The sequence below is a fragment of the Paraburkholderia sp. GAS448 genome (assembly GCF_050435685.1).
Lineage (GTDB): Bacteria > Pseudomonadota > Gammaproteobacteria > Burkholderiales > Burkholderiaceae > Paraburkholderia.
In genome coordinates, this window is sequence record NZ_JBNDKT010000012.1 from 1 (window position 1) to 18,089 (window position 18,089).

The 18,089-nt window shown below is 61.4% G+C and carries 21 protein-coding genes and 1 pseudogene; 17 read left to right on the forward strand and 5 right to left on the reverse strand.

Annotated features, from left to right (window positions below; translation table 11 throughout):
• From P3T23_RS21730 to P3T23_RS21740, 3 genes and pseudogenes are all read left to right on the forward strand, one after another.
• A pseudogene (locus tag P3T23_RS21730) lies at window positions 1-135 on the forward strand (metallophosphoesterase); the annotation flags it as partial.
• An 86-nt stretch (window positions 136-221) separates the two neighbouring features.
• Window positions 222-515, forward strand: a complete 294-nt coding sequence (locus tag P3T23_RS21735) for a cupredoxin domain-containing protein (RefSeq protein ID WP_429318408.1) — start codon at window positions 222-224, stop codon at window positions 513-515.
• A 42-nt stretch (window positions 516-557) separates the two neighbouring features.
• Window positions 558-719, forward strand: coding sequence for a hypothetical protein (locus tag P3T23_RS21740; protein ID WP_429318184.1), 162 nt, complete (start codon window positions 558-560; stop codon window positions 717-719).
• Window positions 720-895: 176 nt separating this feature from the next.
• On the opposite strand, the gene P3T23_RS21745 is transcribed toward P3T23_RS21740, so the two are convergent.
• The 3 genes from P3T23_RS21745 to P3T23_RS21755 all read right to left on the reverse strand — a co-directional run bounded on the left by P3T23_RS21745 (window position 896) and on the right by P3T23_RS21755 (window position 4,206).
• The gene (locus tag P3T23_RS21745; protein WP_429318185.1) at window positions 896-2,593 is read right to left on the reverse strand and encodes an adenylate/guanylate cyclase domain-containing protein; all 1,698 of its coding nucleotides are present in this window, start codon (window positions 2,591-2,593) and stop codon (window positions 896-898) included.
• An 838-nt stretch (window positions 2,594-3,431) separates the two neighbouring features.
• Window positions 3,432-3,812: a DUF4148 domain-containing protein gene (locus P3T23_RS21750; RefSeq protein WP_429318186.1), complete on the reverse strand. Its 381-nt coding sequence runs from the start codon at window positions 3,810-3,812 to the stop codon at window positions 3,432-3,434.
• A 67-nt stretch (window positions 3,813-3,879) separates the two neighbouring features.
• Window positions 3,880-4,206, reverse strand: a complete 327-nt coding sequence (locus P3T23_RS21755; RefSeq protein ID WP_429318187.1) for a DUF4148 domain-containing protein — start codon at window positions 4,204-4,206, stop codon at window positions 3,880-3,882.
• 572 nt (window positions 4,207-4,778) lie between these two features.
• Here P3T23_RS21755 and P3T23_RS21760 point away from each other — a divergent pair.
• Window positions 4,779-5,288, forward strand: a complete 510-nt coding sequence (locus tag P3T23_RS21760) for a DUF1269 domain-containing protein (RefSeq protein WP_429318188.1) — start codon at window positions 4,779-4,781, stop codon at window positions 5,286-5,288.
• 208 nt (window positions 5,289-5,496) lie between these two features.
• On the opposite strand, the gene P3T23_RS21765 is transcribed toward P3T23_RS21760, so the two are convergent.
• Window positions 5,497-6,072 carry an ATP-binding protein gene (locus P3T23_RS21765; RefSeq protein ID WP_429318189.1) on the reverse strand — a complete coding sequence of 192 codons (576 nt, stop codon included), beginning with the start codon at window positions 6,070-6,072 and terminating at the stop codon, window positions 5,497-5,499.
• Between the two features lie 79 nt (window positions 6,073-6,151).
• Here P3T23_RS21765 and P3T23_RS21770 point away from each other — a divergent pair, with 79 nt between their 5' ends.
• Window positions 6,152-6,826 carry a DUF1330 domain-containing protein gene (locus P3T23_RS21770; protein ID WP_429318190.1) on the forward strand — a complete coding sequence of 225 codons (675 nt, stop codon included), beginning with the start codon at window positions 6,152-6,154 and terminating at the stop codon, window positions 6,824-6,826.
• Window positions 6,827-7,043: 217 nt separating this feature from the next.
• Window positions 7,044-7,451, forward strand: a complete 408-nt coding sequence (locus tag P3T23_RS21775) for a LysR substrate-binding domain-containing protein (RefSeq protein WP_429318409.1) — start codon at window positions 7,044-7,046, stop codon at window positions 7,449-7,451.
• A 163-nt stretch (window positions 7,452-7,614) separates the two neighbouring features.
• Here the strand turns inward: P3T23_RS21775 and P3T23_RS21780 are convergent, their stop codons facing one another.
• Window positions 7,615-8,253, reverse strand: a complete 639-nt coding sequence (locus tag P3T23_RS21780; protein ID WP_429318410.1) for a TetR/AcrR family transcriptional regulator — start codon at window positions 8,251-8,253, stop codon at window positions 7,615-7,617.
• 228 nt (window positions 8,254-8,481) lie between these two features.
• On the opposite strand from P3T23_RS21780, the gene P3T23_RS21785 reads away from it, so the two are divergent.
• The 11 genes from P3T23_RS21785 (at window position 8,482) to P3T23_RS21835 (ending at window position 18,033) form a co-directional block, all read left to right on the forward strand.
• A complete protein-coding gene (locus P3T23_RS21785) occupies window positions 8,482-8,883 on the forward strand; it encodes a nuclear transport factor 2 family protein (RefSeq protein WP_429318191.1) in 402 nt (133 codons plus the stop codon).
• 42 nt (window positions 8,884-8,925) lie between these two features.
• Window positions 8,926-9,681 (forward strand): SDR family oxidoreductase, encoded by a 756-nt coding sequence (locus P3T23_RS21790; RefSeq protein WP_429318192.1) that lies wholly within the window; start codon window positions 8,926-8,928, stop codon window positions 9,679-9,681.
• Between the two features lie 244 nt (window positions 9,682-9,925).
• The gene (locus P3T23_RS21795; RefSeq protein ID WP_429318193.1) at window positions 9,926-10,648 is read left to right on the forward strand and encodes a hypothetical protein; all 723 of its coding nucleotides are present in this window, start codon (window positions 9,926-9,928) and stop codon (window positions 10,646-10,648) included.
• Between the two features lie 410 nt (window positions 10,649-11,058).
• Entirely contained in the window at window positions 11,059-12,069 is a 1,011-nt protein-coding gene (mltG, locus tag P3T23_RS21800) for an endolytic transglycosylase MltG (protein WP_429318194.1), read from the forward strand.
• On the forward strand, window positions 12,069-12,689 hold the full coding sequence (gene tmk / locus P3T23_RS21805; protein WP_429318195.1) for a dTMP kinase: 621 nt from the start codon (window positions 12,069-12,071) through the stop codon (window positions 12,687-12,689). Before mltG ends, tmk begins: the two co-directional genes overlap by 1 nt.
• Window positions 12,690-12,783: 94 nt before the next feature.
• Window positions 12,784-13,824, forward strand: a complete 1,041-nt coding sequence (locus P3T23_RS21810) for a DNA polymerase III subunit delta' (protein WP_429318196.1) — start codon at window positions 12,784-12,786, stop codon at window positions 13,822-13,824.
• A 56-nt stretch (window positions 13,825-13,880) separates the two neighbouring features.
• Window positions 13,881-14,387, forward strand: coding sequence for an N-acetyltransferase family protein (locus P3T23_RS21815; protein WP_429318197.1), 507 nt, complete (start codon window positions 13,881-13,883; stop codon window positions 14,385-14,387).
• Between the two features lie 74 nt (window positions 14,388-14,461).
• A complete protein-coding gene (locus tag P3T23_RS21820; RefSeq protein WP_429318198.1) occupies window positions 14,462-15,253 on the forward strand; it encodes a TatD family hydrolase in 792 nt (263 codons plus the stop codon).
• Window positions 15,254-15,304: 51 nt separating this feature from the next.
• Window positions 15,305-16,090 (forward strand): ankyrin repeat domain-containing protein, encoded by a 786-nt coding sequence (locus tag P3T23_RS21825; RefSeq protein ID WP_429318199.1) that lies wholly within the window; start codon window positions 15,305-15,307, stop codon window positions 16,088-16,090.
• A 106-nt stretch (window positions 16,091-16,196) separates the two neighbouring features.
• On the forward strand, window positions 16,197-16,553 hold the full coding sequence (locus P3T23_RS21830) for a Rap1a/Tai family immunity protein (protein ID WP_133663209.1): 357 nt from the start codon (window positions 16,197-16,199) through the stop codon (window positions 16,551-16,553).
• Window positions 16,554-16,755: 202 nt separating this feature from the next.
• Entirely contained in the window at window positions 16,756-18,033 is a 1,278-nt protein-coding gene (locus tag P3T23_RS21835; RefSeq protein WP_429318200.1) for a mechanosensitive ion channel family protein, read from the forward strand.
• Window positions 18,034-18,089 lie beyond the last annotated feature (56 nt).

Genomic DNA, 18,089 nt, shown 5'->3' on the forward strand with positions numbered 1-18,089 from the left:
ACGGCCGGCAACGGCCCCGGACCTGGGCCGCTCAAGGTGGCGAGCGATCAGCTTCCGAGGATGCTTGGCGTGACCAGCATCAAGATCGTGCGCCACCCGCTGAAGGCGACACTTACCGACGCGACACTCGTTTGAATTGCCGCACCGTGCTATAAACCAGGAGCCATGTCATGCCAGCCACTACCCTTCGCCGCGCCATTGTGGTCTCCGCCGGAGTCGCGATGTTCATGGCCGCATCGGCTGACTTCTCCGCTGTGCAGGCGCAGGAGTCCAATGTCGTCGTGATAAAGAACTTCATGTTTTCGCCGATGTCGCTCACGGTCAATGCTGGGTCGACCGTGACCTGGAAAAATCTCGATGGCGAACCGCATACGGTTGTCAACGATGCCGGCCTGTTCCGCTCCGGCGCGCTCGATCAGAACGACACCTTTCAGTTCAAGTTCGATAAACCGGGTGTCTACAAGGTGTTCTGCGCCATACACCCATATATGAAGCAGACGATTACCATCAAGTAGGTGCGCTCTCGCTTGTTTGGCTGTGACAGCGTAGCCGAGCGCATGTTGCCTGCGCTCGGCGTGTCAGGCAAGCTCAATGCCGACTGGGACTACCTCTGCTTTCTTCACGAGAAGGGCAGGGCGGAGGCGGGCGCCTGGCTCGCAACAAACTACAACACGATTGAGCAACGCTCAGGCATCGAGATTCACTACGGGGCTCTCTAGCGGGTCGCCTGTTGTTGCCATATTCGTGCGGCCAGACGTAGTTACCATCCTCTCAGGACATCGGTATCCTAAGCATCAAGAGTCGTTAATGCGCTTCCGTTTGGCGCCCGCTCGCTGTCGACACTACCCCTTTTTCGCGGCGTGTGCTGAGTGCCACACAATATCGCGAAGTGCTGTCAGGTCTGAGGCATCTGGGATGCCTTCGACAGCACACGGACAGGAACCGGGTCATGGCGGCCTTTCAGGTGTGCATCAAGCTGCGGCAGGTCTGCCGCCGAAACGCCGGCATGCTGGAATACCTGTTCGGACACGATAGCATCGCAAGCGATTTCTTTTGTCAGTTCCTCAAGTCTCGAGGCCACGTTCAGTGGGTCACCAATTGCCGTGAATGTCACATGGTCGCGAAAGCCAATCTCACCCATTACAGCCCGGCCGCAATGCAATCCAATACCAAACCGGATGGGCGTTTGCAGCTGCTGCTCGAGCGCAGCGTTGAGTTGATCGATGTTGGCTGCCACCAACGGCACCGCGCAGAGCGCCTGATGGCAGGCAATGGCCGGCTCGCTGCGTAAGCCAAAGATCGCGAGCACAGCGTCGCCCATGAACTGGTTTGGTATCCCCCCCGCCTGGACCACCGCGGCACAGACAGCGCTAAGGAAGCGACTGACTACGAATATGCTGTCGAACGGTAGTTGCGCCGCCGCAAGCTGTGTGGAACCCCGCATGTCCACGAACATGAACGCCGCGAATCGCTCTTGCGGCATCACGTCCCGCTGACGCGGTTGCAGGAAGGCCATGGATGCGGCCGGCGGCACCAGTGGCCACACGGAGAGATCATGGATTGGCCGCAACTGGCACGCAAGACGCACTGTCTGCGAGTCAACTCCCAGTCGCTCCAGGACACGCCGCTCCGCCTCGGCTGGCGTGGGCAGCGGCACATCGCTGAGCACGCGCACCCGGCACAATGTGCATCGGGCACGGCCACCGCACGTGCTGGCGTGGGGGACGCCGGCCATCCGGCTGGCTTCCAGCACCGAAAATCCAAGCGGCGCGAATACCTTGTGCCCGTCTGGATACAAGATGCAGAGCCGTCCGTGCCGACGCTCCCGGATGGTGCGCAGCAGCCGCGCTCCAAGTACCAACAGCAGCGCACCACCATCGAAGAGCAAAAAGTCGTTGCGCAGATCGGCGAGCCAGAGATTTTGCAATTCTGTCCCGAGGACCGCTGGCCGAGTCGCCGTGGCGCGCCAGACGGGATCCTGCGCAAGCGCGATCACTTCCCGCCCGCCTTGCAGGAAGCCTAGCAGCGCGAGCACCGGGAGCAGCACGGCGACGCTCAGCAGCACGCTCCGCCACACCCCAAACCATGGCTTTAACCGCAACCAGAACCAGACGCCACAACACCCATGCGACCATGCGACCACCAACAGGATTAGCTGCGCCCAGCCGAAGAACGGCGAAGCGATCCAGAACGAGTACAACAACTGCGCGTAACCCTTGTTCAGGCCAAACGCGGCAAATGCGACCCGCGTATTGGCGAGATGGTTGGCTAGCAGCGGCGGAATGCACAAGCCGAGGACGAGTTGCGTCGCCTCACCCCAATTCCAATGCACCGAGCGTCGCTCGTACAGAGCCCACAGACCGAGGAAGAAATGCGTCAGTAGCGCGCTGTACAGCACGCCTGTTCCAAGCCATCCCTGCCAGATGAACTTCTGTACAAGCAGACCACGCTCCAGCCACGCGAGCGAGATATTCCCCAGCGAATGATTGAGGAGATGTGTCGCTACATAGGTGAACAGCACCAGTCCGGTGGTCAGCCGAACCGATCGCACTCCCGCCGGCCGCCATCTTTGAAAACTGGGAAAGTGCGACATGATCTGCGCTCCACCCTCTCGATCAGAGGCATCTCGTTGGGACACCGACCGGCGGGGCCCGGTTCGAGGTTGTTGCAATGCGTGTTTGGTCATGCATCCATCGTCTTGCCGGCAAGGTCGTGGAGCCTTTTGAGAAACGCCAGCCCGGACCTCAGTTGCTTGCGACGCCAAGCCCGGCGACCACGTGCCTTGACACATCACTGTGGAGCTGGATCTTTCGAAGCGTGCCTGCAGGAATATTACTATTGTCGATCAAGCGACTGACGAAATCGAGCGCACGCGACTCACGCATCAGCGATGAGTTGAACAGCTTCTAGTTTATGGGGTTCAGGATTTCCGCCGAGGATCGCGTCGGTCCGCGGCGCTCGATGGGATTGAGGTGCGCGATCAGCAGTATTTCTTGCGCCGAACAGCATACTCCGTCGCGCGTCTAGCCAGTTTTCTCTTCTTCGCCGGCGATTGCGGTGTCCCTGCGTTTTCCGTACACGAAGTGACGGCAGCAGATCGGTGCACTGGTGTGGGATCCCGACCGAAAGCGCGTGAATAGCATGTGATTTCTGTCTACCCGCTGGACCTCCGGAAACCGCATGTCTACTTGCCTTCCTCGCAGGGGACAAGCTTGCAACGAGCGCGCAACGGCGCGGGTTCCCGGAAGCTTCGTCAGCACGGACGCCCCGACTTGCCAAGCTTTCATGTTGCGGCGTTTCGAAGGCTTCGTACCCTTGCTCTTCTGCAAGTTTTTCTCGTTGTGCCATGCCAGGCAAGTTAACACGGCACACGAGAAGTTAACACGGGGCGTTTATGAAATCACTTCTAGCGAAGCACGATGGCGTGTGGCTCAAGAGCCGAAATAAAGATTGCAGAAGCTGACAGGTCCGACGCAGGTCGACGGATTTGAGGGAGGCGTATCTTGCTTTTTGTGGCCGGAGTCGCTCGTGCCTTTCATTTCGGCGCCCATGCCACTGTCGCTTTTCTGCTGCTGGGGCGTGGCGGCTTGCTGCCCAGCGTCCTGGGCGGCTACTTTCGCCTCCGCAGCCTGGATATCGGCAGGATAGGTCACGTCGTTGACAGCCGACGGATTGTATCCGGCCTGTTCGAGCCTGATGAGATCGGCGCGGACCTGTGCTCGGGTGAGCGGGACGGACGCGGACTGTGCAAAAGTCACTGTGGAGCTGACGACCGCACTGAGCGTCAACGCCAGCAGGGCAAGCTTTTTCATGATCTTGACTCCTTCAAACAAGGGACCCGGTTTGCCGGGGGACTAGTGAAGCACGTCGACGTGTGGCTCAAGAGCCGGAATAAATCGTGCAGAAGCTGACAGGTCCAACGCAGGCTGACGGATCTGAAGGAGGCGTCTCCCGTTTGATGTGGCCGGCATCGCTTGTGCCTGTCGTTGCAACACCCATCCCACTGTCGCTGTTTTGCTGCTTGAGCCGCGCGACCTGCTGTTCAAAGATTGGCGCAACGTCGGGGTACGACGTGTCACTCACGAAATTCAGACCGTTGCGTTCGGCCTCAATCAGCTCCTGCCGCACCTGCGCCCGGGTCTTTTCTTGAGCCTGCGCGTTGATCGCAATGCCCGCTCCGGCGACGAGAATCAGGGCGAGAATCATGGTTGGTCTATTCACTTTGGACTCCAGTTTAAATGACAGGAAGTTGCTGATTCTGCATCATGAAGCGCCCGAAAGACTCAACCGGGTTCGATCGGATCACATGCGTCGTAGAAGCTTTGCCTGTCGAAAAGAGGCTCGACGCAAAGCCACCATTCGCTGCTATAGGATTCGTTGATCGATGGCGCAAACACATACTCGTCGTATGCATCGCAACCGACCAGAATCCAGTGGGCGAGAAGGTTGGACGCCGCGGTCTCCTTTTCTCTGCTCGTTTCAATGTGAGAGGATCGAAACGCTGCAGTCTTCATCAGGCGCGCTCACACTACGGAATACCGGGAATGGGCGCTGCTTATTCCCAAAGCTATCAAGGTTGCAGGCAAAACATGATGCATTGGCGATCGCGTCACCCACTCCGATCAGTGAACCCGAATCAAATCGCAAGTACGGGCGATTTATTCCCGGTTGGTCGCCAACACGCCAGTTCTTCGGGAATAACCTCACTCGGGTTGCGGTATGGACAAGACACCTTCCCGATGCTTCGGGACTGGTGAACCACCGTTCGGGAGAAGGACATGAGACGTATCTATTTTCTATTGCCGAATGTGCATAGTGCACAGATGATCATCAACGAACTTCTGTTATTGCGGGTCGAGTGGCGACATATCCACGTGATCGCCAATCACAATCTGCCGCTCAAGGATTTACCGGAAGCAACCCTGGCGCAACGAAGCGATCTGTTGCCCGCCCTCGCGAGAGGGGCGGCGATGGGCGGCCTCACGGGGACGCTGGTCGGACTGGTCGCACTGGCGTTCCCGCCGGCGGGCCTGACGATCGCAGGCGGCGCGGTCGTGGCAATCACGCTCTGTGGCGCCGGCTTTGGTGCATGGACGGCGACGATGATTGGCGTCGATGTACCGAATACGCGGCTCAAGCGCTTTAAACAGGCTATAGAAAAAGGCGAACTGCTGATGATGGTCGACGTCGCGAAAGATCGCGTCGAAGAAATCGAGGAGGTGATCAAGCTGCATCACGCCGAGGCCGACATCCAGGGAACGGACCCGACGATTCCGGCGTTTCCGTGACGCCGCGCAATGCCATCTGGTTCCATCGCAATGACGCGCTCCGCCACTCCGGTCGGCGATTCGAACGTGCAGGCGGCTTGCGACCGGTTACGTCAATGCCGAGAGCTACCCCGCGAGGCGCGCCGACTTGATCCGCGACTTCTACGTTCAGTTAAGTGACGAGTATAGCGAGGCGAAACCTCCTGACAGAAACTGACAGTGAGCGATGCTACATTGTCGATGGACGGCGTAATGAGGCCAGTAGAAACGGGAGTAAAACGCGGATTCGAACGGTTTCGAGATTGCGGTTTTTGCCGGTTTTGGCAACCGGATTTTCGGGCGGTTCGGGCATCGGTTTCGGGTCTCGCCGACTAGTGCCTTCGAACACCAGGCGGTAGGCGCCGTGGCGTAGCGGGTCGAGCGTCGCGACGCCGAGCACCCGGTTATCGGAGAAGGCGGCGCCCCATTCCTCGAGGTCGAGGTTTGACGTCAGGATGGTCAAGGAGCGCGGAGCGGGCCGCGATAAGAACGTGCAAGTCCTCGTCGAGGGGCACACGCAGTGGCTGAGGGCGAAGTCGATGACGATCAGCAGCGGCACCCAGGCCAACTGCTGGAATTTTCTGTCGTAGCAGCCCGTGGCGCGCGCGGCGTTCAGTCGCTTGAACAGTTCGGTCTGCGAGATGAACAGGACGTTGTGCCCCTGGCGGGCAGCACAATGACCGAAGGCCTGCGCCATGTGGCTCTTGCCGGTGCCGGTCTGCCCGGCCAGCGTGGCCTCGTTACGCCGCCTACGGATTGCCTCCATGACGCCGCCTTTTGAAACGATATACGCTGCGCACGCCCAAAGCGGACCTGGGCATCAACGAAGAGAGGAGGTGCACACCATGTCTAATTATCTTGTTTACATCTGCCAGGCGGTGAGAAACCGGGCGGGACTTGAGCGCTACTGGCGGGACGCGCCGGCGGTCTACCCCAGGAATAATGTCGATGTGCTCGCAGGGTATGGCCCCTGCGAGGTGCTCGACGCGGATCAGGATGAGCGCGTCGAGGGAGTTGTCATAGCTGAGTTCCCTCCCTTTGAGCAGACGGTCGAGTGGTTCAACGGTGACGCATACGTAGAGGCCCGCAAAGACCGAACGAATGGCAACGACTATCTCGGCATGGTCGTGGAGAGTGGGGTCGCTCCTGTCAGTCAACGCAGCGCCGACAAGCCTGTCTACGTCGTCGCCATTTGCCGTGAAATTGTCGACCAGGGGGCGCTCAATACGTATTGGCAGCGCGTGAATGAAACGCTGACGGGTTACAAGGCCCGGGTTCTAATGGATCATGGCCGGTTCCTGATCCTGGAAGGACAGGGTCCCGTGCAGGGAGTAACGGTCTATGAGTTCCCCTCAAGGGATGCCGCAAAAAGTTGGCATGAAAGCGCGGCTTATCGGGAGGCCCGGCAACATCGGAAAACAAGCGCAAAGTATCTGGTCGTCCTGACAGAAAGCGGAGTGCCGCCCGTCGAGCAACGGATGCCGCACACCAGACTGGCTGGCTCAACAACGCCCCGGTAAATTCTAAATCTGGCTGCATAGATGCGCGTCACCCACGGCGGCGGCACCACCAACGCGGCCAAAAAGGGCGGCGACAATCTGGGCTTCGGCGGCCACCAGCGCGTCAAGGGCTGCAAGGTCGTCGCCTTCTGGGACTGTAACTGCCGCGTACGATGGGAGTGCAAGTCGAGGAAGTTACCTCTACGTCAACGGCCAGACTGCAAGAAATCCAACTTGCCTGCGCCTCGTCAACTCGTCGACCACACTCGCCTGGGAGTTGACGGATGGGAAGACGACGCATTCGATTCAGCCTGCGGGGCCGCTGGTCGGCGATTATCCAGAAGTGGTTCGGCGCTCGGCTTGCAGCGGACCAGGCATTGCGCTGTTGCCGGGATTTGCTGTGCTGGATGAGTTGCGCAGAGGCGACCTCGTGCATGTCTTGCCTCAGTGGCGCTCGCCTGATGTCGGTGTTTATGTACTGATGCCCTCGAGGAAGTTTCTCGAAGCGAAGACGCGGGCGTGGATCGAGCTTTTGAAGGCAGAGCTGCCGCTCGCGCTGGAACGCGACGCGATTTCTATCAAAACGCTCGTCAAGCCGGATGGGAAGCCGAATAGGCGCCGTTCGGGTGCGGGAGTTCGTCGCTGACCCTGTGCCACAGGAGGGAGATCAGCGCCGCGATAGCAGCCAGACGACTCGACAATCGGGAAACCGAACCGCTCGGGCAACGGCCTTGCAAAACTCCAGCGTTCTGCAAGTGCACGCCCCTGGTGTGATTTCATCGCTCGAAAGCCTTTGATGCCGTGGTGGTCTACGCTCGGCGCGAATGTCTACGTGACGGTTTTCCGCGTTGCGCATCCGCGGCGGCGAGGAGATGCTCGCGACCCTCGTCAAGAATTTCATCCGCGAGAGCCGGGTCAACGTCTGCAACAGCACGCGAAAGCAGCAACGTACCGACCATCTGGCTGAACAAAGCGATCGCCTTCCGGCGGCTGCCTTCGTTGATCCCCTCAGTCTCTTCGATGACCTTGGCGAATTGTTTGAGGTTCGCCGCGAGACCTTCCACGTAAGAGCCGCGCGCCACGTCGCCGAGCCGTCGGGCGTCGCCCACAAAACCCGACAAGGGGCACCCCGCATCGATATTCGCGCGATGCTCGGGCGAGAGGTACCACTCGATCCGTTGCCTGACCGGATCGGCGTCAGCCGACCTGGCGTTTTCGAGTATGGAGGCAAAAGTCTCTCCACCATCTTCCATCGCCTTTTCCATGACTGCGGCGACCAACGCGTCTTTTGATTCGAAGTGGTTGTAGAAACCGCCCTGCGTAAAGCCCGCCGCCTTCATCAGCTCGGCGAGCCCGACCGCATCGACGCCGCGCTCGCGAAACAGCTTCTCGGCGGCTGCCACGATCGCGCGCCGGTTTTCAATCGCCTGCTGCCTGGAAACACCCACTTCCCCTCCCTTCGGCCGATAGCGACCCAATAAGATCCATCGAAAAATACAATGTCGATCACCATTGACATTGACAGCGCGGCCGCTCACACTCCACCTCAATGACAATGTCATTCACCATTGTCTTAAGTATAACCCTCTTTACCTGAATGTTCAGGCAGCAGGGGGCACAACGGTTATCTGACGCCTGAGCGCGTCGTCATCTGAACCTTCAAAGAGGACTGTGACATGACGAAGACAACCCCTGAACAGAACAAGGCGCTTGTGCTGGAAGCGTTCGACACCCTGTTCAACAAGCGCGACTACATGGCAGCTGAGCGCTTCTGGTCCGACCGCTACATTCAGCATAGCGCCCATATTGCGCCGGGACGCGACGGCCTGTTCGACCTGGTTCGCACGCTGCCTGACACCGCGCGCTACGAGAACCATCTGATAGTGGCCGACGGTGATTATGTCATCGCGCATGGCCGCTTCAGTGGGATCGGCAGGCCCGCAGCGTGGATTGCAGCCGACATCGTTCGCTTCGAAGACGGCAAGCTCGCCGAACACTGGGACGTCCTTCAGGACGAAGCGAGCCGGGGCGAATCCGTGAGCGGCTTGCCGATGTTCGGCGACCAGTTCCCCGCCTGACCGCGCAACCCCCATCTACAGCAACTTCAACAGGAAACGATCATGAAACTCACCGGAAACACGATCTTCATCACGGGCGGCGGTTCGGGCATTGGCCGCGGGCTGGCCGAGGCGCTCCACAAGCGCGGCAACAAGGTCATCATCAGCGGGCGCCGGCGCAGCCATCTCGACGAGGTGGTGGCGGCGAATCCCGGTATGGCTGCAATCGAGCTCGACATTGCCGACCCGGCCAGCATCGGCAAGGTGGCGGCACAACTGATCGCGGACTATCCCGATCTCAACGTGCTGATCAACAACGCGGGGATCATGCAGCCTGACGAGGCGGGTGGCCACATCGACGACGCGCTGATGGTGTCCACCATCACGACCAACCTCATGGGGCCGATCCGCATGACGTCCGCGCTGATCGATCACCTCAAGACCAGGAACGACGCTGTCGTCGCCTATACCAGCTCGGTCCTGGCTTTCGTTCCGCTGGCCGTGACGGCGGTGTACTCGTCGACCAAGGCGGCGCTGCATTCGTACATCCTCTCGCAACGCTTCATGCTGCAGAACACGAAGGTTCGCGTACTCGAGATCGCACCGCCCTGGGTGCGCACGGACCTCATGAACAGCCGCGAGGCCGAACAGGCGATGCCGCTTGACACCTTCATCGACGAAACGATCGCTGTCCTCGGAACGGATGTGGATGAGGTTCTGGTTGAAGGTGCGAAGCAGTTCCGCGAGAACCCGGGACCCGGCGAGCATGCTTTCGTCAATGGCTTGAATGCGCAAATGCTGGAAGTGCTGGGCGGCTGAACGGACGCCTGCCGGACACGTGCTACCGGCGATCTCTGCGCAGAAGACGGCGTTCGTGCTGGAGGCGTTCGATACCCGTATCCCACGAGAGGGGACCTACGGTGCGGGCGAGCGGCTCTCGTCGTCTGGTGACGGCGGGCTGACACGAGTCGCTCCACCATCCCGGCGCGCATCACCGCAGTTCAGGAACCTGCATCGGACAGGCGATAGGCCACCGGAGCAGACCCGCCCTACAGGAAACGACATGACAAATGATCTTTTGAAGCTGGCTATTGAGGCCCATGGAGGCCTTGCGCGTTGGAATGCGTTCAGAACGCTCGAAGCCGAAATGTCAATCACAGGGGCCATCTGGCATATCAAACAGAAGCCAGATATGTTCAGGCACATTGTCGCCGCAATAGATATGCACGCCCAGCGTGTCGAAATCCGCTCTTTCACAGCGCCCGATCGACACTCCTCCTTTACCCCGGGCCGCATCGCCGTCGAATCGACCGATGGGCGCGTACTCGAGAGTCGCGACAATCCGCGTTCATCCTTCGCCGGTCATAGCCAGCAGACGCCCTGGGACGATCTTCATGCGGCATATTTCTGCAGTTATGCGCTGTGGACCTATTTCAGCACGCCGTTTCTCTATACGTATCCCGGTGTCGCGACCGAGGAGTTGTCGCCGTGGCATGAAGACGGTGAGCAATGGCGGCGCTTGAAAGTGACGTTCCCAGGTTCCATCGAAACGCATTCACGCGAGCAGATTTCGTACTTCGGTCCGGATGGTCTGCTGCGGCGCCATGATTACACCGTGGACGTCATGGGTGGCGCTACCGGCGCAAACTATGCGTCGAACTATCAGGACTTTGACGGCATCCTGGTGCCGACGGCCCGGCGCGTGTTCGCTCGTGACGCTGATGGCCAGAAGATTGACGAGCCGCTGCTGGTTGCCATCGACATTGCCTCGATCTCCTTTCGCTAAGGCCAGTTGAACGTATATGTCGATGCATCGGCCAACTTTGCCGTGTCGCCGTGCCGGAAAGTTCGCGGCCGCTCATGTCGTAACCGGGCCCCGGTTTCCCGCTGGGGAGATGGACGCCGAGCCTCGTCCGCTGCCACCGCGCAAGACTGGTCCAAAGCGGCCGGCGATGAACAACAAGCTCCATTGAGTGTCTATCAACGTGCCAGGTCGGCGACAGGTCGGCCCGCAAGGTGATGGCGCTGCCGATGTGGGGAGGGATTGATGTGCCCAGTTCGTGCCCACATCTATACAATACAGGGCGAAAAGGGCCGAAAAGCCTATAAACAGGCAACGCCTCAAAGCTGACTGGCGCGAGACTTTCCTGTTCAAAATCAATTGCTTGCTGTCTTAACCCCAAACCGTTCCTTGTCGTGTCCCTCCTGAAGAAATGTCTCATCGCCGGCGTAATCCTGGTCACGCTGGTGGCAGCCGCCGTTGCCGGCGTGTATCACTGGGCCACGAGTCCAATTGACCTGACCCCTGCACAGCTCGACGTGACGATCAAGCCGCACAGCAGCCTGCGCAGTGTGACCGCGCAATTGAACCGTGGCGGCGTGCCGGTCGAACCTGAACTCTTTGTGCTGATGACCCGTTTGCTTGGCCTGCAAAGTCAGCTGAAATCCGGCAACTATGAATTCAAGGCCGGCATCACGCCTTATGAGGTGCTGCAAAAGCTGGCGCGCGGCGACGTCAACGAATACGTTGCGACCATCATCGAGGGCTGGACTTTCCGTCATATGCGCGCCGAACTGGACGCCAACCCCGCGCTGAAGCACGACACGGCCGGCATGAGCGACGCCGACCTGCTGGCGGCGATCGGCGCGCCGGAAGCCCCGATCGGTAACGGCGAGGGTCTCTTTTTCCCCGATACCTACCTGTTCGACAAGGACACGAGCGACCTCGACATTTACCGGCGCGCCTACCGGTTGATGAAGCTGCGCCTTGACGAAGCCTGGGCCGCGCGCGCCCCCGGCCTGCCGTACAAGACGCCGTACGACGCGCTGACGATGGCGTCGATCATCGAAAAGGAGACCGGCAAGGCCTCCGACCGGCCGATGGTGTCGGCGGTTTTCGCGAACCGGCTGCGGGTCGGCATGCCCCTGCAGACCGATCCGACCGTGATCTACGGCCTCGGCGACAGTTACGAGGGGCGCCTGAAGAAGCGCGACCTGCAGACGGACACTCCCTACAATACCTACACCCGCATGGGCCTGCCGCCGACACCGATCGCGCTGCCCGGCGTCGCGTCGCTGCAGGCCGCGCTGAACCCGGCGCAGACCACGGCGCTGTACTTCGTGTCGCGCGGCGACGGCAGCAGTATCTTTTCTGACACACTCGACGATCACAACAAGGCCGTCGACAAATACATCCGAGGACAATGATGGCGCGGGGCAAATTCATCACGTTCGAAGGCATCGATGGCGCCGGCAAGACGACCCATCTGGGCTGGTTCCGCGACCGTCTGGCCGAAAAGGTCGCGGCGACCGGACATGCCGTCGTCATGACGCGCGAGCCGGGGGGCACGAAACTTGGCGAAGCGCTGCGTGAGATCCTGCTGCATCAGCCGATGGACCTCGAGACGGAGGCGCTGCTGATGTTCGCGGCGCGCCGCCAGCATCTGGCCGAGGTGATCGAGCCGGCTCTGGCGCGGGGCGATTGGGTGCTGTCCGACCGTTTTACCGACGCGACCTTTGCGTACCAGGGCGGTGGGCGTGGCCTGCCGCGCGACAAGCTCGAGGCGCTGGAGCGGTGGGTGCAGGGCGGTTTTCAGCCGGACCTGACGATACTGTTCGACCTGTCGCCGGAGACGGCCAGCGAACGGCGGGGTGCCGTGCGCGAGCCGGACCGTTTCGAGAGCGAATCCGACGCGTTCTTTACAAGGACACGCGACGAATATCTGCGGCGCGTCGAAGAGGCGCCGTACCGGTTTGCCGTCATCGATTCGACGCACACCATTGCCCAGATCCAGAAACAGCTTCATGAAATCATCGCAAGTATTTGATTTTGTAAAAATATAAGCAGATTTTATGGGCGCGTCTTTATTTCGCCCAACAAATGAAAAACCACGTCTAACCGATTGAATCAAAAGATAAACGATGATCTATCCGTGGCAAACCGATGACTGGGACCGCCTGCAACAGTTGCGAGCGCACTGGCCGCACGCGCTGCTGCTCCATGGACAGGGCGGCATCGGCAAGCTGCGCTTTGCGCAACACCTGGCGCAAGGGTTGCTGTGCGAAGCGCCGCTCGCGAACGGCGAACCGTGCGAAAAATGCGTCGCCTGCAACTGGTTCACGCAGGGCAATCACCCGGACTACCGGATCGTGCTGCCCGAAGCGCTCGCGGCCGAATCCGGCTTTGCTGCCGCGGAAGACGCCAAGGCCGAAAAGGCCGACGCCGACGACGGCAACGGCAAGAAAGCCCGCGCGCCCAGCAAGGAAATCAGGATCGAGCAGGTGCGGGCGCTGCTGGACTTCGTCGGCGTCGGTTCGCATCGCGGCGGCGCGCGCGTGGTCGTTCTTTATCCCGCCGAGGCGCTGAACGTCGCGGCGGCGAACGCGCTCCTGAAAACGCTCGAAGAACCGCCGGCCGGCGTGGTGTTCCTGATGGTATCGGCACGCATCGACCGGTTGCTGCCGACGATCATCAGCCGTTGCCGCCAGTGGCCGATGCCGACGCCCGCACCGGAGGCCGCTACCGCGTGGCTGGCGGCGCAAGGCATCGACGCTGCACCCGCGCTGCTCGCCGAAGCCGGCGGCGCGCCGCTCACAGCGCTCGCGCTCGCCAGCGACGAAAGCCGCGCGCTGCGCGACTGGACGCTCAGGCAACTGGCTGCCGGCCCGAACTGCGATGCGTTCGCCTGTGGCGAGACGCTGCAGAAACTGCCCGTACCGCTTGTCCTCGGCTGGCTGCAGCGCTGGCTCTACGACCTGCTGGCGCAGCGCGCGGCAGGCGCGCCACGCTATTTTCCGGACGCCTCCGCGGCATTGGCGCGCTGCGCCGCTCAGGTGGACGCGAGCGCCTTTGCCCGCTTCATGAGGACCGTGACACGCCAGCGGGCCGTCGAGAACCATCCGCTGAACGCGCGCCTCGTGTTCGAAGAACTGTTTATCGGTTACCGCGATCTGTTTGCGTAGTCAAATTCACCCGGTCAATCGGACTGCTTTATCGTCGTCTTTTTCACATCGAAACCATGAGTCTTAAATACCGCGACGCCACGCTCGACGACCTGCCCGCCATCGTTGCCATCTATAACTCGACTGTGCCGTCGCGCCAGGTCACGGCGGATCTGGAGCCGGTGAGCGTCGAAAGCCGCGAGGCGTGGTTTCACGCGCATGGGCCGAAGACGCGTCCGCTGTGGGTGGTCGAAGAAGGCGGCCGGGTGATCGCGTGGCTCAGCTTTTCGGATTTCTACGGCCGCCCGGCCTATTCGCGGACTGCCGAAGTGAGCATCTATCTTGACGAAGCCGCCCGTGGCAAGGGGCTCGGCAAAATGTTGCTGGCCGCCGCGCTGGAGGCGGCGCCCGGTCTCGAGATCGATAGCGTGCTCGGTTTCGTCTTCGGCCACAATGAGCCCAGCCTGCGCCTCTTCCACAGCTTTGGCTTTACCGATTGGGGCACGCTGCCGCGTGTGGCGGTGCTGGATGGCGTCGAGCGCGATCTCGTGATCCTCGGGCTGCGGCTCGACAGCGCTGCCTGAAGAGCCGCCCGAAGCGCCACCCGCAGCGCCACCACAGGCTCACCGCAGACCCGCCACACTTGCAGGACACCACCATGTTTGTCGACTCACACTGCCATATCAATTTCGAAGGACTCGCGGACCGCCTGCCGCAGGTGCTGGAAAACATGCGCTCGCACTCGGTCACGCACGCGCTGTGCGTCTCGGTCGATCTCGAAACGCTGCCATCGGTGCTGGAAATCGCCCGCTCCTACGACAACGTGTACGCGTCGGTCGGCGTGCATCCGGACCATGAGGACGTGCAGGAGCCGTCGGTGGCGGAGCTGGTCGAGCTTGCGGCACACCCGAAGGTGGTCGCAATCGGCGAAACGGGCCTTGACTACTACCGCCTTGAAGGCCGTACGATCGCCGACATGGAATGGCAGCGGGAGCGCTTTCGCACGCATATCCGCGCCGCGCACGCGACGAACAAGCCGCTCATCGTCCATACGCGTTCGTCGTGGGAAGACACGCTGCGCCTGATGGAAGAAGAGCGCGCGGGCGTGCCGGGCGGCGTGATGCACTGTTTCACCGAGCCCTGGCATGTCGCGGAAAAGGCGCTTGCACAGAATTTTTACATCTCGCTGTCGGGCATCGTCACATTCAAGAGCGCGACCGACGTACAGGACGTTGCTCGCCGGGTGCCGCTCGAGCGTCTCCTGATCGAAACCGATTCGCCGTACCTCGCGCCGGTCCCGTATCGCGGCAAGCCTAATGAACCTGCGTACGTAAGTTATGTCGGACGCTTCATCGCGCAGCAGCGTGAGATGGCCGAAGCCGATCTCGCCAGCGCGACGACACAGAATTTTTTCCGCCTGTTCAGGATTCCGGAGCCTGTCTCCGCCTGACGAAAAAATTCATAACGATCAAATGGATAGGGAAGTTTCCTAAAGTAATCTATGAAAAATATTGCGACTCAGACACGTGGAAATGGAAACGCCTCGACCGGTTATCGCGGCCCACGCGAATCCGGCGCGCATTCGGCGGCGCGGCGCGGGCTGACCCGTCTCGCCCGTCTGGCGATCACGGGCGGCATGGCGTTCGCGGTGCTCGGCGCGCTGCCCGCTCAGGCCACCCCGGCCGACACGATGATCAAGGCGGTGAAGTTCGACGACGTCAAGGAAGTCAACAAGCAGCTTGCGCAGGGCATGGACCCGAACCTGACCGACAACCAGGGCATGCCGCTTCTCGTGATCGCCGCGCGTGAAAAGTCGGACAAGGTCGTCGCCGCACTGATCGCGAACTCGAAGACCGACATCGAAATCACCGACAAGGTGGGCGAGAACGCCATGATGATGGCCGCGCTGAACGACGACGTCACCATCGTGAAGATCCTGATCGAGAAGGGTGCCGAGGTGAACAAGAAAGGCTGGGCGCCGCTGCACTACGCGGCCGCGAACGGCAACGACGAGATCGTGAAGCTTCTGCTCGACCATTCGGCCTATGTCGACGCCGGTTCGCCGAACGGCACGACACCGCTGATGATGGCGGCCCGCGGCGGGCACGTCTCGACGGTCAAGCTGCTGCTCGACAACGGTGCAGACATGAACGTGAAAAACCAGATCGGCATGACGGCGCTCGATTTCGCGAAACAGTACAAGGAGCCGGACGTCATCGAAGGACTGACGGCGCGCATGCAGCAGACCCAGAAGCAGATGCCTGCGAGCACCCCAGCCGCGCAGTAAAAGTGCAAAATAGCAGCCTTGGCGCGGCGACCGGTGCCGCGCCGATCAGATGCGGCGTCAGACCGCTCGACACTGCTCCTCATACCGCTCACATAAAAGGGAAACTATGCTGCGGGTTTTGATTTGCGCCAGCGCGCTCGCCGTACCGCTTTCGGCAGCCGCGTTCACGGGAGGCGACCTCAACAAGCTGTGTACAAAAACCGACGTGGCGTCGCGTAGCGCGTGCGGCGCGTATATCGAGGGAGTGGCGGACGGCGTCTTCAACACAATCGACGCGATCGGCGGCACGACGGGCCCGCGTGTCGGGCAGTATTTCTGCCTGCCGCCCGATGCGCACTCGCAGCAGTTGACCGACGCGGTCCGCAAATACATCGCGGAGAATCCGATGGTGGCGGGCTACAACGCGAGCACGGCAATTTCGCTCGGGCTCGGCAAGGCATTTCCTTGCAAGACGGGCAGCTGAACGGGCGGCCGGGTCGCGTCTGACCGGGTTCGAGTTTTAGCGGGCCGCGCGCAGACAGCGCCGCCCGCCCGCCTGCGTCTTCGGCGTTTCCTGTCGCCGCGGTGTGGTGTGCCTGTCGCGCGCTGTCGTCATCAGGCGACCCGGTCTGCGCCGCAGGCAGGCGGATCCGTTTCCCCGCAACCCAACGAGGAAGACGCCCCTCATGCTCAAGATCGAAGACCTGCCCAACCTCGGTGATGCGCCGTTGCACGGCTGGTTCGGCACCTCCATCGTGACGGCGCTCGCGGTGCTGTTTGCGATCGGTGTGCACCGGATCGGCGGGCGCGTGCTCAAGCGGATTGCGGGACCGTATCCGGTCATCAGCGTGATCCTGCGCTATATCGACAAGCCCGCGCTGTTCGTCCTTGCGATCCTTCTGGTCGAACTCGTCTGGGCGGAAGCCCCCGACACCCTGCGCTTCATCCTGCCACTGCGCGATGGCGCGGCTTTCGCGCTGATCGGCGCGCTCACGTGGCTCTCCGTGCGTTCGGCGGCGGCCATTGGTGAAGCGATCATTCAGGCTCATCCGCTCGATTCCGCCGATAACCTTCAGGCGCGCCGCATTCATACGCAGGCCCGCGTGCTGGCGCGCTCGGTGATGTTTGTGATCGTGATCGTCGGCATCGGCGGGGCGTTGATGACCTTTCCGGACGTGCGGCAGATCGGCGCGAGCCTGCTGGCTTCGGCGGGGGTGGCCGGTCTCGTCGCCGGTATCGCGGCGCGGCCAGTGCTCGGCAACCTGATTGCCGGCCTGCAGATTGCGCTGTCACAACCGCTGCGGCTCGACGACGTCGTTGTCATCCAGGGCGAGTGGGGGCGCATCGAGGAAATCACCAGCACCTATGTGTCGGTGCGGCTGTGGGATCAGCGCCGGCTGATCGTGCCGTTGCAATGGTTCATCGAAAACCCGTTCGCCAACTGGACAAAGAGCAGCTCGCAGATCATCGGCACCGTGTTTCTGCATGTCGACTACCGGATGCCGCTTGCGCCGTTGCGCGAGGAGCTTGGCCGCATCGTCGAGCAGGCGCCCGAGTGGGACAGGCGCGTGCAGGTGCTGCAGGTCACCGACGCGACCGACCGCGCGATGCAGTTGCGTGTGCTCGTCAGCTCGAACGATTCGGGCCTGAACTGGGATCTGCGTTGCCGGGTGCGCGAGGGTCTGCTCGTTTTCGTGCAGACGCACTATCCGCAGTACCTGCCGCGCGCGCGTGCCGAGGTGTCCGCGGAACTTGAGACGGTCGACGGCGGGACGCTCGACTGGATGCCGAAAAGCGCGCAGGCGCCGGCATCGAGCACGGCCGCCCATACCGAGGCCGATCCGGTGGCGAGTCGCGGCGAACGCGTGGCGAGCGACCCGCGTACGGCGACTGCCAGCAAGGCGGGCGTGGCGGATGCGCCGGCGGCCGCAACCGGTCAGGTTTCGAATCAGTCGAAGAACTGAACCGGACACACGCGGCGCGTCACGGGACACAGCACGCATACAGGGAGGGCAGTCAA